The 14,040-nt window shown below is 61.7% G+C and carries 16 protein-coding genes; 6 read left to right on the top strand and 10 right to left on the bottom strand.

Going from position 1 to position 14,040, the window contains the following annotated elements; all coding sequences use genetic code 11:
* Nucleotides 1–42: 42 nt before the first annotated feature.
* Together ACIQ2A_RS09310 and ACIQ2A_RS09305 are read right to left on the bottom strand one after the other, a co-directional pair.
* On the bottom strand, nucleotides 43–993 hold the full coding sequence (locus ACIQ2A_RS09310; RefSeq protein ID WP_398478172.1) for a polysaccharide deacetylase family protein: 951 nt from the start codon (nucleotides 991–993) through the stop codon (nucleotides 43–45).
* Nucleotides 972–2,132 carry an FAD-dependent oxidoreductase gene (locus tag ACIQ2A_RS09305; RefSeq protein WP_398478170.1) on the bottom strand — a complete coding sequence of 387 codons (1,161 nt, stop codon included), beginning with the start codon at nucleotides 2,130–2,132 and terminating at the stop codon, nucleotides 972–974. The genes ACIQ2A_RS09310 and ACIQ2A_RS09305 overlap by 22 nt, the downstream gene beginning before the upstream one ends.
* A gap of 294 nt (nucleotides 2,133–2,426) precedes the next feature.
* Here ACIQ2A_RS09305 and ACIQ2A_RS09300 point away from each other — a divergent pair, with 294 nt between their 5' ends.
* From ACIQ2A_RS09300 to rutD, 5 genes are read left to right on the top strand one after another with little or no spacing between them, the layout of a single operon-like run.
* Nucleotides 2,427–3,395: an ABC transporter substrate-binding protein gene (locus tag ACIQ2A_RS09300; RefSeq protein ID WP_398478168.1), complete on the top strand. Its 969-nt coding sequence runs from the start codon at nucleotides 2,427–2,429 to the stop codon at nucleotides 3,393–3,395.
* Nucleotides 3,395–4,216, top strand: a complete 822-nt coding sequence (locus tag ACIQ2A_RS09295) for an ABC transporter ATP-binding protein (RefSeq protein ID WP_398478166.1) — start codon at nucleotides 3,395–3,397, stop codon at nucleotides 4,214–4,216. Before ACIQ2A_RS09300 ends, ACIQ2A_RS09295 begins: the two co-directional genes overlap by 1 nt.
* A 2-nt stretch (nucleotides 4,217–4,218) precedes the next feature.
* Nucleotides 4,219–4,971, top strand: a complete 753-nt coding sequence (locus ACIQ2A_RS09290; protein WP_398478164.1) for an ABC transporter permease — start codon at nucleotides 4,219–4,221, stop codon at nucleotides 4,969–4,971.
* A 2-nt stretch (nucleotides 4,972–4,973) separates the two neighbouring features.
* Entirely contained in the window at nucleotides 4,974–5,549 is a 576-nt protein-coding gene (locus ACIQ2A_RS09285) for a MarR family winged helix-turn-helix transcriptional regulator (RefSeq protein ID WP_398478162.1), read from the top strand.
* A gap of 45 nt (nucleotides 5,550–5,594) precedes the next feature.
* Entirely contained in the window at nucleotides 5,595–6,398 is an 804-nt protein-coding gene (gene rutD, locus ACIQ2A_RS09280; RefSeq protein WP_398478160.1) for a pyrimidine utilization protein D, read from the top strand.
* A gap of 139 nt (nucleotides 6,399–6,537) precedes the next feature.
* Here rutD and ACIQ2A_RS09275 read toward each other — a convergent pair whose 3' ends face one another.
* From ACIQ2A_RS09275 to ACIQ2A_RS09240, 8 genes are all read right to left on the bottom strand, one after another.
* Entirely contained in the window at nucleotides 6,538–7,518 is a 981-nt protein-coding gene (locus ACIQ2A_RS09275; RefSeq protein ID WP_398478157.1) for a quinone oxidoreductase family protein, read from the bottom strand.
* Between the two features lie 128 nt (nucleotides 7,519–7,646).
* Nucleotides 7,647–8,438, bottom strand: a complete 792-nt coding sequence (locus tag ACIQ2A_RS09270) for an ABC transporter ATP-binding protein (RefSeq protein ID WP_398478155.1) — start codon at nucleotides 8,436–8,438, stop codon at nucleotides 7,647–7,649.
* Entirely contained in the window at nucleotides 8,435–9,250 is an 816-nt protein-coding gene (locus tag ACIQ2A_RS09265; protein ID WP_398478153.1) for an alpha/beta fold hydrolase, read from the bottom strand. The genes ACIQ2A_RS09270 and ACIQ2A_RS09265 overlap by 4 nt, the downstream gene beginning before the upstream one ends.
* Before the next feature lie 11 nt (nucleotides 9,251–9,261).
* The gene (locus ACIQ2A_RS09260) at nucleotides 9,262–10,098 is read right to left on the bottom strand and encodes an ABC transporter permease (protein WP_398478151.1); all 837 of its coding nucleotides are present in this window, start codon (nucleotides 10,096–10,098) and stop codon (nucleotides 9,262–9,264) included.
* A gap of 1 nt (nucleotide 10,099) precedes the next feature.
* Entirely contained in the window at nucleotides 10,100–10,486 is a 387-nt protein-coding gene (locus tag ACIQ2A_RS09255; protein ID WP_398471176.1) for a Rid family hydrolase, read from the bottom strand.
* A gap of 30 nt (nucleotides 10,487–10,516) precedes the next feature.
* Nucleotides 10,517–11,203, bottom strand: coding sequence for an isochorismatase family protein (locus ACIQ2A_RS09250; protein ID WP_398478149.1), 687 nt, complete (start codon nucleotides 11,201–11,203; stop codon nucleotides 10,517–10,519).
* Between the two features lie 8 nt (nucleotides 11,204–11,211).
* On the bottom strand, nucleotides 11,212–12,267 hold the full coding sequence (locus ACIQ2A_RS09245) for an ABC transporter substrate-binding protein (RefSeq protein WP_398478147.1): 1,056 nt from the start codon (nucleotides 12,265–12,267) through the stop codon (nucleotides 11,212–11,214).
* A gap of 99 nt (nucleotides 12,268–12,366) precedes the next feature.
* Nucleotides 12,367–13,515, bottom strand: a complete 1,149-nt coding sequence (locus ACIQ2A_RS09240) for a LysR family transcriptional regulator (RefSeq protein WP_398478145.1) — start codon at nucleotides 13,513–13,515, stop codon at nucleotides 12,367–12,369.
* 118 nt (nucleotides 13,516–13,633) lie between these two features.
* Here ACIQ2A_RS09240 and ACIQ2A_RS09235 point away from each other — a divergent pair.
* On the top strand, nucleotides 13,634–14,040 hold a 407-nt coding region (locus ACIQ2A_RS09235), incomplete at its 3' end, for an ABC transporter substrate-binding protein (RefSeq protein WP_398478251.1).

Genomic DNA, 14,040 nt, shown 5'->3' with positions numbered 1-14,040 from the left:
GGCCGCTCCAAATGCCCACAAGGCCTTGGAGCGGCTCGCACGCTATAGATTTGGTGGGAAGTTCGCTCGCCAGTGCTGCGCGATATCGACGCCGCGAGCGAACCACACGCCCTCATGCGCGCTCATATGCTCAAGCATCCGGATTAGCCCGCCGACGCGGCCCGGACGACCGATCAGGCGGTCGTGCAGACCGATGGATAGCAGCTTTGGCGCACCGGCCTGACCTTCCGCATAGAGCACGTCGAAGGCATCTCGCATGTAAGTGAAGAACTGTTCGCCGGTGGAGAAGCCGGAATTCTCGTTGAAGCGGTTGTCGTTGGATTCGTATGAATACGGCACCACGAGAAACGGACCATGCTCCGTCGTCACCCAATACGGCAATTCGTCGGCAAGCGAGTCGCGGTCATAAAGAAAGCCGCCCTCTTCCGCGAGCAGGCGCCGTGTGTTCGGGCCCGGACGCCCTGTCATCCAGCCGAGCGGCCGACTGCCGGTGAGATCGGTCAGGATGTCGATGGCCTTGCGGATATGAGCCCGCTCGGTCGCCTCGTCCACGTGGCAATAATCGATCCAGCGATAGCCATGGCTGACCATCTCGTGGCCGCGCGCGACACAGGCTTTTGCCAGTTCGGGATTCTGCTCCATCGCCCGCGCGACACCGAGAATGCTGACCGGCACCTTGAAGCGATCCAGCACATCGAGGATGCGCCAGGCGCCGCGGCGGCTGCCATATTCGAATACAGACTCCACCAGCGGCACGCGCACGCCTTCTTTCGTTGGCACACCGATATCGTTCAGCATGCCTTCGGACACCGCATCGCCATTGGCCAGCGTGGATTCACCGCCGCCTTCGATATTCAGGCTGATGCTGATCGCGATCTTTGCGCCATTCGGCCATTTCGGATCGGGCGAATCCGCGCCATAGCCGACAAGGTCACGGGTGATCATCGCATCCGGACGGATATCGCCGGGCTTCATCGCTGCAAATTCGGACATAGGGCCTCCGGAATGGCGCGGTCGAGCGGAACGGTGCAGGCATCATAGCCGAAGAACCAGTCGGTTTCGGTCGGACCGTGCATCCACGAATTGGCGATGGAGATCTGCTGGATATCGGCAACGCGCGGGATGCGGATCATCGTGTAATGCGCGAAGGCCGTGGCGGGATCGGCAAATTCGGCGATGCAGCGGCTGAGGATCGCCGCATCCTCGATCGCCGCCGAGCCGCCGGCCGCCATGAACGGACGCACCGCGTGGCAGGCATCGCCCATCAGCACCACGCGCCCTTTGTGCCATACGTCGTTGCGCGGTCGGTCGAAGATCGGCCACACAGTCACGTCCTCGGCAGCTTCCACGGCGCGCTTCAGATCGGGATGTGCGCTATCGAAGGCCGCGATAAATTCATCGCGGTCGCCCCTCACCGGCGAGCCGTCGCCGTCCCAGCGATCCTTCGGCAGCGCAGCCATGACATAGACCTCCTGGCGGTCGGGCGTCATGTAATAGGCCAGCGTGTGCCGGTCCGGCGCCCACCACTTGGTGCAGTCGTCGATGGAATCACCCTTGATGCGGCTGGCCGGGAACACCGCGCGCGGTGCAGAACGCCCGATGAAGCGCGGCTCTTCCGCACCAAGGATGAATTCACGCGTGATCGAGCGAATGCCGTCAGCGCCTATGGCGATATCGGCTTCAGCGCTCGCACCATTGTCGAAACGCAATGTGAGCGCATCGCCGCGCTCCTCAATGCCGGCCAGCTTGTGGCCAAAGCGGATGGTCCCCGGCGTGAGAGGCCGCTGCAGCAGCTGATGCAGATCGGCGCGGTGGATGTTGACGAAAGGGCCACCGAAACGCGCTTCGCATTCGGCGTCAAAATCGAGCTTATAGAGTTGCTCGCCCGTCTCCCAGGCGCGGCTGATGAATGCATCGGGCCGGATACCGGTGGAGGCGAAGGCGTCTTCGAGATCGAGGCGACGCAGCACCTTGGAGACATTGGCGCCCAGAATGATGCCGGCGCCGATGCGCGAAAAACTCGGCGACTGCTCATAAACCGTCACCGCAAATCCGGCACGCTGCAGCAGGCCTGCTGCCGTCAGACCGGCAAGCCCTGCGCCGAGAACGGCGATCCGTGTTCCACGATCCATTTGTCACCTCGTCGCAAGCGGCACCAAAGATAAGCAGCACCAATCATTCGATATCGAATAATTTCGCTTAAAACGAGCTTCCGACGACTGTCAAGCAATGCTGCTTCGCGCCCGCGGAACGAGCGATATGCGTGTAATTTACGCGAATTCGAGGTGGCCGTGATGCGATTTTAAGCAGCCGTGCGGTTGATCTCCATCAAGGCAAAATCTAGTTTTCGTTCGATTGCGAACAAATCGATGCACCCATCCCTGCATTGGTTGCCGGCCTCCTCTCCTGCCATCGAAGGTCTGACCATGAAATTCCGCGCTCGCCTCACCGCCGCTCTGCTCGCGACCCTGGCCACGGCCGGCGTCTCCACCGCACAGGCGGCAGACATCAATTTCATCACCGATTTCGGCTTCAACGGCCGCCACTCGTATTTCTACGTTGCCCGCGAGAAGGGCTACTACAAGGCCGAAGGCTTTGACGTGAATTTTGTGCGCGGCCAGGGCTCGGCTGACGCGATCAAGAAGGTCGCGGCCGGCGTCGCCACCTTCGGCTTTGCCGATGCCGGCTCGCTGGTGCTGGCGCGCGGCAATGACGGCGTGCCAGTGAAGCTGGTGTCGGTGGTCTATGCGAAGCCGCCGCAGGCGATCTTCGCCGTGAAGGGCAGCGGCATCAATTCGCCGAAGGATCTCGAAGGCAAGACTGTCGCCGATACCGCATCGAGCTCGGTGCGCCTCCTGTTCCCGGCCTTCGCCAAGGCAGCCGGCATCGATGCCAGCAAGGTGAAGTGGGTGGTGGCCGAAGGCTCGGCACTGCCATCGCTGCTCGCCAATGGGCGCGCCGACGCGATCTGCCAGTTCTCGGTGGGCGAGCCGCTGATCGCAGCTGCCGTGGCACCAAAGGAAGTGGTGCGTATCAACTATGCCGACTCCAACCTCGACTATTACGGCAACGGCCTGATCGCGTCGGAAGAGATGATCGCGAAGAATCCAGATCAGGTGAAGGCTTTCGTCCGTGCGACCATCAAGGGCATGAAGGACGCTTTCGCCAATCCGGCCGAAGCGGCCACCATCATGGCAAAATATGAGAAGGCGCTCGCGCCCGCGGTCATCGAAGGCGAAACCAAGCTCGTGAAGGAACTTGCTGAAGTCAAAGGTGCGCTCGGCCAAATTGAACCGAAGAGCATCGCCAGCACCGTCGATGTGATGACGGCCACCTTCTCGTTGAAGACGCCGGTGAAGCCCGAAGATCTCTACGCACCGGGCTTTGTCAACTGATGACGGCGACCACCGCACTCAACACTGCACCGTCGCGGCCCGCCGCGGCGGTGGTTCCGGCCATCGAGATCAAAGGCGTCACCAAGACCTATACCGGCCGCGACGGCAAAGCCACGCATGCGCTGGGGCCGGTGGACCTGCGCATCGATCCCGGCAGTTTCGTCTCGGTGGTGGGTCCATCCGGCTGCGGCAAGTCCACACTGCTGCGCCTCGTCGCCGGACTTGAGATGCCGGATAGCGGCACCATGCAGCGATATGGAACACCGCTCGACGGTCCCTCGCACGAAGTCGGGATCGTGTTTCAGGAACACGTGCTGTTTCCATGGGCCAGCATTCTCGACAATGTCCTGCTTCCCGCCGATGTGCTGGCGCTGCCGAAGGCAGCCGCGCGCGAGCGTGCGCTCAAACTGCTCGAACTCACCGGTCTCAAGGATTTCGCCCATCAGCGCCCGCAAGCACTCTCCGGCGGCATGAAACAGCGCGCCGCATTCTGCCGCGCCATGATTTCGGATCCGCGCCTGCTGCTGCTCGACGAGCCGTTTGGGGCACTCGACGCGCTGACGCGCGAAGAACTGTCGCTGGAATTGTCGCGGCTGTGGCAGGAACTTGGCCGCGCTGCATTGCTGATCACCCATGACATCGAGGAAGCGATCCTGCTCGGCGACCGTGTGCTGATCATGTCGGAACGCCCCGGCACCATCCGCGCCGCTATCACCATCGACCTGCCGCGTCCGCGCAATGCCGATACGGTGAAACTGCCGCGTTTCCAGGAGATCAAGAACCAGATCCGCGACATCATCTTCAACCGGACGGGAAGCTGACCATGACTGCATCACGCTTCATCGACCGCGCTGCCACGCCGCTGATCTATCTTGGCCTGTTGATCGGATGGGAACTGATCTGCGACGCGCTGAACGTCCCGACCTGGATTCTTCCGGCACCTTCGGAAATCTATCATTCGGCGGTGAAATGGGCGCCTGAACTCGCATCGAACACCATCGTGACACTCCGCGAGACCGTGCTCGGCTTCGTGTTTGCGATCGCCTTGTCGCTGCCGCTGGCGATCCTGATCAGCCTCAATCCGCTGGCCCGCCGGATCATCTATCCGATCCTGCTCGGACTGCAGTCCGTGCCGAAAGTCGCCGTGGCGCCGCTGATCATCTTGTGGTTCGGCCTGGCCGAATGGCCCAAGATCATCGTCGTCGTGCTGGTCTGCTTCTTTCCGATTCTCGTCAACATGGTCGCCGGCTTCGAGGCAGCACCGAAAACCATGCTTGATCTCATGCGTTCGCTCGGCGCCTCGCCCCATGTCGTTTTCCGACGCCTCCGCCTGCCGGTCGCACTGCCGTACTTCTTCACCGGCTGCAAAGTGGCCGTGACCTTCGCCGTGATCGGCGCTGTCATCAGCGAATTCGTCGCGGCACAGGACGGGCTCGGCTATCTCATTCTCACCTCCACCGCACAATCGCAGACCCCGCTTGCTTTCGCGGCCATCGCACTCCTCACCGTGCTGAGCATTGCGCTTTTCCACGGCATAGAGTTTATCGAGAAGCGCGTGATCGATTGGACGCCTTGAGCATGACGGACGGGATTTTCAGCAAGAAGCCGGCGGGGCGACGCAGCACCAAGGGTGCCGCACTCCGCGAGCAGGTCGATGCCATCTTTTCGCAATGGCAGGCAGAGCGTCCCGACATCGATACGAGCCCGGTGCATGTCTATGGCCTGATCGGCCGCATCCAGATGCAATGCACCGCTTTCATCGACGAAGTGCTGAAGCCATTCGAACTTACCCGCGGCACCTATGACGTGCTGACCGCCCTGCGCCGTGCCGGCGCGCCCTACAGCCTGTCGCCGAAGCAGATCGCACAATCGCTTCTGCTCAGCGGCGCCGGGCTGACCAGCCGTCTCAACAAGCTGGAAGCGCAGAACTACCTGGCCCGTCTTCCCGAACCGAACGATCGCCGCACGCTCCGCGTCCAGCTCACCGCTGCCGGCGAGGCCGTCATCAACGAAGCCATCCCGCTGGTTTTCGACGTGCAACGCAGCCGGCTGCTCCCGCTCGGATCGGATGGGCAGCAGCGACTGGTACATGAATTGACGCGTTTTGCCGAAGCCATCGAGACCTGGCCGGCAAAAGCGCGTCACGACGGCTGATCGCATCCACTCTCACATTGAAAAAAGCTCCGAGGCAATTCTGACATGACCTTTGCAGTGAGCGCCGATGGCGCGCCGATCTATTTCGAGACCCATGGCAGCGGCGTCCCGATCATTCTGTCTGCGGGCATGGGCGGCGGCGGCGGCTTCTGGACGCCGCAGATTGCAGAACTGGCGAAACAGCATCAGGTCATCGTGTACGACCACGTCGGCACGGCGCGCAGCCGCGGCGACAAGCCGATCGAGCGCAGCATAGCTGGCATGGCCGGCGACATCGTCAGCGTGCTGGATCATCTCGGTCTCGACAAGGCCCATATGGTCGGCCATGCCATCGGCGGCATCGTCGGGCTCGAGCTCGCAATGACGCAGCCCGAGCGCGTGCTCAGCGTCACTGTCGTCAATGGCTGGGGGCGTGCCGACGCGTTTCTGCGGCGCTGCTTCGAGGTGCGCAGGGAGATTTTGCGCGTCTCCGGCCCGAAGGCCTATGTACGCGCGCAGCCGCTGTTCCTGTTCCCGCCGCAGTGGATTGCCGAGAACGAGGCAAAGCTCGATGCGGACGAGCCGCATATCATCTCGCACTTCCCGCCGGCAGAGACAATGAATGCGCGGATCGAGATGTTCCTGGCGTTCGATCCCGGCGAGCGACTGCAGACGATCAAGACGCCGGTGCTGGTGACGACCGCTGCCGACGATGCGCTGGTGCCAGCCTATCTGACGCGTGAGCTCGCAGCGGCGATTCCGGGCGCAGTGCTCAAGGAGGTCGGCTACGGCGCACACGCATTTACGGCGGTGACGCCGGACGTGTTCAACACGATGCTGCTGGAATTTCTGGCGGGTGTGGACGGGTAGACTCGATGTCGTCCCCGCGCAGGCGGGGCCCCCATAACCACCGTCATCAAACCGAAAAGCGGCAGAGACGCGTCTCTGCCGCTTTTATTATGTCGCCAACGTGTATGGGTCCCCGCCTGCGCGGGGACGACATCCGTGTTTACGGCGTGATCAACACTGCACCCGTCGTCGCACGGCCTTTCACCTGCTCATGCACCTTGACGATGTCGTCGAGCTTGAAGCGCTGGCCGATATCGACCTTGACCTTGCCGCTCGTAATCGCCTCGAACAGGTCCGCCGCATTGGCGCGGAACGTTGCGGGGTCGGCATTGTGCGGAAACACCGATGGGCGCGTGAGGAACAGGCAGCCCTTCTTGTTGAGCAGCTCCGGTTCGAAATCCTTCACCGGGCCGGACGCTGCGCCGTACAGAACCACCAGGCCGAACGGCGCGGTGCAATCCAGCGACTGGTAGAACGTGTCCTTGCCGACCGCATCATAGACAACGCGCGCCTTGCGGCCGCCGGTCACCTTGAGGAATTCATCGACCCAACCGGGCTTCGAGTAATCGATCGCGAAATCGCAGCCGGCCTTTTTAGCGATGACGCATTTCTCCGGGGTTGATGCCGTGCCGACCACAGTCGCACCGAGCGCCTTGCACCAGTTCGACAGGATCTGACCGACGCCACCAGCCGCCGAATGTACCAGCACGAGATCGCCCGGCTGCACCGCATGCGTCTTCTTGATCAGATATTGCGCCGTCATGCCCTTGAAGATCAGGGTCGCGGCGGCTTCGTCACTGACGCTGGCGGGCAGTACCACCAGTTTGTTCGCAGCAACATTGCGGTGATCAGCATAAGCGCCGATGCCGGCATTCATATAGGCGACGCGATCACCAACTTTTACATCAGTGACACCCTCGCCGATCGCTTCGACGACGCCTGCGGCCTCGTGACCGATTCCCGTCGGCAATGGCAGCGGCATCGCGCCGCCGCGCTGGGAAATGTCGAGATAATTGAAGCCGATGGCCGTCTGCCGGATCTGCGCTTCGCCAGCCACAGGCGACGGCAGGTCCATGGTGACAAGCTTCATCACCTCGGGTGCGCCAAATTCGGCGACCTCGACCACACGTGCTTTCGTCATGCTTCCTCCAAAAAAGTGCGCAGATGAGCCGTGGGCGTCTTCCGCCCTACGTTCCGCTTCAAGATCATGCAACTGCATGCATCGGTGATGCAAGGGCCGCCAACACCACCGTCAACAGGACTTCGTGATCAGGCCGCGATGGCGACGCCGAGTTCCGCCCAGATCCGCTCATAGAGCTCGGTGAAGCGCGGCTGCTTGCGCACCTTCATGGGGTGCCGCAGCTCGGCGGGGATATCCACATCATGGATCGCCTTGACGCGGCCGGGGCGGCTGGTGATGACCACGATGCGATCAGCCATGGTGATGGCCTCGCCGACGTCATGGGTCACCAGCACCACGCTGCAATTGCGCTCGCGGATGATGCGCGCCATGTCGGCCTGCAGCACCAGACGGGTCTGGCTGTCCAGTGCCGAAAACGGCTCGTCGAGCAAGATTACGTCGGGGCTGAATGCCAGCGTCCGCATAAAGGCAACGCGCTGGCGCATGCCGCCGGACAATTCAGACGGATAGCTTTTTTCGAAATCCTTGAGACCATAGGCCTCGATCAGGCCGCGCGCGATCTCTTCGGCTTCCTTGCGCGGCGTGCTGCGCACCTGCAGGCCGATGATCACATTGTCGAGCACCGTGCGCCATGGCAGCAGCAGGTCCTTCTGCAGCATATAGCCGACATGGCCGGTGGCCTGATCGACCTGCTTGCCATTCACATGCACCTTGCCCTGGGACGGGATCTGCAGGCCGGCAATTATGTTGAACAACGTGGTCTTGCCACAGCCGGACGGGCCGACAATGGCGACCACCTCGCCGCGATGCAGGTCGAAGCCGATATCGGCAATGGCCGTCACCGGCTTGGCGCTGTCGGGATTGAAGGTCATCCCGATGGCATCGGCGCGAAGGACAACGTCTTTTGCGAGCGTGCTCATGCAGCGACCTTTTGAGCGATGGGATGTTTGGCCAGGAAGCCGAGCACGGCATCGTTAAAGATTTTTGGCTCGGCCCGTGATAGCGCATGGCCGCCTTGCGCCACCTTGATCAGCGTGGCGCCCTTGATGCGATCCACCATGATGTCCGACGCGTAAGGCGGCGTCAGGATATCATCGTCCGCGACGATGGCCGTGGTCGGGCATGTGATGCGGTCGTGATATTGAAGGCCATCGAACGCCAGAATGCCGGCGGCGCGGGCGTCGAGAATGGTCTTGCTCGACGTGTTGGCGATCGAGGCAGCGATATCGCGCTCCAGTTGCTCCTTGTTGTCGCGGATGTAAGTGGGCGAATACAGGAAGACCGGCGTGGTGCGGTGATATTCCGCCTCGCCCATCGCCATGGCGATGCGACGACGAAGCTGCATGTTCACTTCCATCAGATTGTCATGCACCGCCCAGCTTGCATATAGAACCAGGCTAGCGATCCGCTCCGGCGCAATGGCCGCAAGAACCTGCCCGATCGCACCGCCGGTGGAATGGCCGACCAGATGCGCCTTCTCGATCTTCAGCACATCCATCAGGCGCAGCAGATCGTCGGCCATCAGCTCGACGCTGTAGCGCATTTCCGAGCGCGTGCTGCCGCCGGTGCCGCGATGATCATGCAGGATGACCTGATAGCGCTCGGCGAAAGCGGCGAGGTTCGGATTCCAGTAGGAGGCGGCGCCGCCGAGGCCGGCGACCAGCAGCACCGGCTCGCCCTCACCCTTGATGTCGTAGTGAATGTCGGCGTCGTGGATTTTTGCGAGCGGCATGACAGTTCCTCTTAGCGCCACATCATGCGGCGTTCGATCCAGCCGACGATGGCATCGAGCACGAGCGCCAGGATCATGAGAGCCAGAATGCCGGCCCAGACCGCATTCAGATTGTAGAGTGTTCCGGAATAATAGACGTAGTAGCCAAGGCCCTGCTCCGCCGAGATGTATTCGCCGACCACGGCGCCGATCATGGCGAAGCCGACATTGAGGCGGAAGCCCGAGGCGATCCATGGCAGCGATCCCGGCAGGATCACCATGCGAAAGATCTGCCAGCGGCTTGCGCCGATCGCTTTCAGCATCCGCACATAGTCGTGGTCGATCTCCTTGGCGCCGTCGAAGGAGGTGATCATCGCCACGATGAAGGTGATGATGGCGGCCACCGCAATCTTCGACTCGATGCCGATGCCGAACCAGACGATGATCAGCGGTGCCAGCGCGATCTTGGGCAGGCCGTTCATGGCCACCATGATCGGTCGGAGTACCGCGGCCACCGTCGGCGACAGCCATAGCGACAGCCCCGCCAGCGACCCTAGGATGCCACCGATCAGGAACCCGAGCACGGTCTCCTGGGTGGTGACCCAAGTGTCGCGCAGCAGCGTGCCGGTCATCAATGCCTTGACGAATTCACGCCAGATGCCGGTGGGCTGACCGTAGAGATAGACCTTGATCCATTCGTTGCGGATCGCGACTTCCCACAACAGCAGGAACGCGCCGATCACCAGCACCTGATAGAACAGGATGCGTCCCTTGCCGATCAGCGCCAGCGGCGACCAGCGCCGCCGTGCCGCCAGCTTGCTGGTCATGGCGCGCTCGGCCAGCACGCCTGCGGTCTCGGTGCCCGACATGTCAGGGGCCGACATAGGCGGTGGTGGCGAGCTCGACCAGGAAGTCCGGACGCACGAGCGGCGTCTGGATGCAGTAGCGCGCCGGCGGATTTTCCGGAAAGTACTCCTTGTAAACCGCGTTCATGGCGGCGTAGTCCGCGAGGTCCTTCAGAAAAATCTGGTTCATCACGACGTGCTTCATCGTGCCGCCACCGGCCTCGATCACCGCCTTGATGGCTTCGAGCACGTAGCGGGTCTGGGCTGCGGCATCGCCGACATGCATGGTCTCACCATTCGGGCCGATCGCCAGCGTGCCGGACACATAGATGAAGCCACCGGCTTTAGTACCGGCGCTATAGGGCGCGAGCGGCGGCGGCGGATTCGGCGGGGTCAGGATTTCGATCGGCATGACGGATCCTCTGCTGTGTCTCGGTGGTGATCAGGCGGCGCGTTCGACGGCGCAGGCGGCAGCAATGTCGTTGATGGATGATGTCCAGCCGAAGAAGCGCTCGACATTGTAAATGGTGGCTTCCTGGATGAAGTCCGGGCCGGCCTGATAGCAGGCATCACGGACCAGCACCGGGAAGTACTCCTTGAAATAGGCGTCGCGAATGGTGGATTCGACGCAGACATTGGTGGCGACGCCGCAGACCAGAACCGTGTCGATGCGGCGGCTGCGCAAAATGCTGTCGAGCTGCGTTCCGGTGAAGCCGCTGTAGCGCGGCTTCGGGATCACGATGTCCGCCCCTTCCGGCTTCAGCTCCTTGACCAGCTCGTAGTCCCAGCCGCCCTTGGTGAGCAGCTTGCCCTTGAGCTCCGGTTTGCTACGCATCAGCTTGAGCGAATTGCCCTTGAGCTGATTGACGGACCCCTCGCCGCCCGCTTCTTTTAGATCGGTATCCCAGCCGTTCTGCAGCCAGACCACCTGCATGCCGCCATCGCGCGAGATCCGCACGAGTTCGGCGATGGCCGGGATGACCTGCTGGGTCGGCGCCAGGTCGACGCCGAGATGGCTGAAATAGCCCCCCGGCGAGCAATAACCGTTCTGCATGTCGACCACGATGAGCGCGGTGCGCGATGCATCGAATGCGATTGGTTCCGGCTTGGCAATCAGGCTTCGCATCATCGTCTCCCTCAGCCGGCCTTGTTGAACTTGGCTGCGGCCTTTTCGGCGAATGTGTTGTTGACCATTTCCTCATAGGGACGGCCGACCTTGAGCGAACCGCCGGCAATCTCGAAGGCGATATCAGCATCCCACTCCGCCTTGGAAATGGTCGGCGCCTTCGGAACGGCCAGGGATTTGACCATGATATTATCCGCCGCCGAACGGATGACGGCCTCGGAGAGCTGCGGGAATTCAACCTGCGAGGTCTTCACGAACAATTCGCGATCGGCATGCAGCGCAGCCTGAGCTTCGGCGAGCGCGTCACAGAAAGCCTGCACCATCGCCGGATTCTTCGTGACCTCGGCGGTCGGCAGCATCGCCGTGGTGAAGGCGGCCGGCGGGATGAAGTCGCCGAGCGACATCACAGCTTCCAGACCGAACTGCTGCTTGGAAATGCTGGCATCCCATTCGAACATCACGGCGACATCGGCGCGACCGTCAAGCACCGCCTGCGCCTGGGCACCGGCCGGCAGCTGCAGGAACTTGACGCCCGCCTTCTCGGCATCGAAGCCGCCCTTTTCCTTCATGATGTAGGTGGGGACCTGAATCGTGGAGGACGGGAAACGCAGGGTGGCAACGGTTTTGCCTTTGAAGTCGTCGATGGTCTTGAAGTTTGCACCGGGCTTGGCGACGGCCCACATGGCCATGCCGCCGACGATCTTGGCGATGTTCGAGATTTTGGCGCCCTCGACGGCGGCGTTCACTGACATGCCTGTGCCGGTGACGGCGAATGTCGCATTACCCGACAGCACGACGGGCAATGCCGCAGCGATACCGCCCGCCGAGCTGACGGCGACATCGAGACCGTGCTTCTTGAAATAGCCGCCGAACTTGGCAGCATAGACGGACACGTAAATCCCGAGATGGATGGCTTCGGAGACACGGACCGAGGTCAGGCCCTGCGCCACCGCCGGCGATCCCATCTGCGCCAGTGCGAAGGCCGCACCGGCGGAACTGGCTCCAAGGAGAACACTGCGCCTCGAAAGCACCAGCGACGGAGAAGGAAATTTCACATTTCGGGGCATCGGGCACTCCATGAAGGACGGATGCCCAAAACCTAACCAGCGCCCCCAATCGTGCAAAGACGAGAATCTGTCATGTGGCCGTACCGAAAAGGCAACACGTCAGCTGGAGGCGTCTGCCGATCCTGCGGATGTCGCACGCGGCGCTGCGGATAAACGCTTCAACTCAGCAGTCAGGACTTTCAGGAATTCCTGGGCCGCGTGAGGCAGTGGCCGGTCGCGATGGACGCTGATGCTGGAGCGTCCGGAGACAAATTCGGGCTCATTGACCGGAATGGCGCGCAGGCTGCCGGTCGCCAGTTCCTTGATGACCGTCAGCGCCGGCATGAAGGTCACCGCTTTTCCGGTGGCAGCCATTGTCTTGGTCAATTCGAGGGAGTTGGTCGTCACCACGATCTTCGGTTTGAGCCGACGCTCGATGACGGCACGCTCAAATATCTGCCGCAGGCCGAAACTATGCTCTGACAAAGCGAGCGGCGTGCTGCAGATATCGACCAGCGTCAGAGACGCGCGGGACGCAAATTCGTGAGATGCCGCGACCAGGCAGTAAATCGGCTCAATGAACTCGCCGACGATCTCGATCTCGATCCGTTTCGGTGCATTGAACGTAATGCCGATATCGGCCTCGTCTGCCAGCAACGCTTCGATGATGCGATCGCTGGAGGCCGTCAGCACCTTGAACGAGACGCCAGGATATTTTTCGTGGAAGCGAGCGAGTACGCCGGGCAACAGATCCGACACCATCCCCTCGATCACCCAGAGAGAAACCTCGCCACGCCGAAGGCCGCGCAACTCGTCGATTCCCGTCTGGGCCCGATCAAGATCACGGAAAATGCGGTGACTGTGTCGCGCTAACACCTCTCCTGCGACGGTAAGTTGCACACCGCCCTTCGATCGCTCGAACAGGATCGCATCGACCTCATGTTCCAGTTGCGCGATCTGCCGACTGATGGCCGAGGGCGCAACATGAAGCCGATCAGCTGCCTTCCGGATCGATCCCAGCCTGGCAACTTCGTTGAAATAACGCAGCGTGAGAAACCGCACGACCACCTGCTGAAACAGAACCGAATTGGACGGAATATTACTCTGCCACCCCCGCTCGCGCCCGTCGAGTGACGCGATTGCCGCTCCTTTCCAGCCGGCATGTGTTCCTGCAGCAGTTTGAGCATTTCCGCGACCTGCACCGCCAATATGACGCGTAGTACAACCTTCTCTAGAACACCCGATCTCGCAGTCGGATCGCACCGACATCGCCGGTTCTTTTGGAATTCCCAGAAGTCATGGACCGAGGCTGTATTGGCTCTTGTTGCGCCGCATATTCCGGCGACAGGAGAACATGAAAATGCTCGGCAGGCGACATTTGACGAAGATGCTTGCAACCGCAGGTCTGGCACTCGCGATCGGCATCGCGTCGTCGATGACACCGGATGCTGCCCATGCCCAGGACAAGACCGTCCGCATCGGCTTCCAGAAATACGGCAAGCTCGTGCTGCTGAAGAGCAAAGGCAGCCTGGAGCCAAAGCTGAAGGCGCTCGGCTACAGCGTCAAATGGGCCGAATTCAATGCCGGACCAGCTCTGCTCGAAGGCATCAATGTGGGGGCGCTCGATTTCGGCAACACCGGCGAAGCACCACCGATTTTCGCGCAGGCCGCGGGCGCCCCGATCCGATATGTCGCCTTCGAGCCTCCGGCACCGAAAGGCGAAGCGATCCTGGTGCCGAAAGACAGCCCGCTGAAAACCGTCGCGGACCTCAAAGGCAAAAAGGTTGCGCTGAA

Origin of the sequence: Tardiphaga sp. (assembly GCF_044336785.1) — a bacterium.
Lineage (GTDB): Bacteria > Pseudomonadota > Alphaproteobacteria > Rhizobiales > Xanthobacteraceae > Tardiphaga.
The sequence above is the reverse complement of the archived record's forward strand: the minus strand, read 5'-3'. Positions and strand labels throughout refer to the sequence as shown.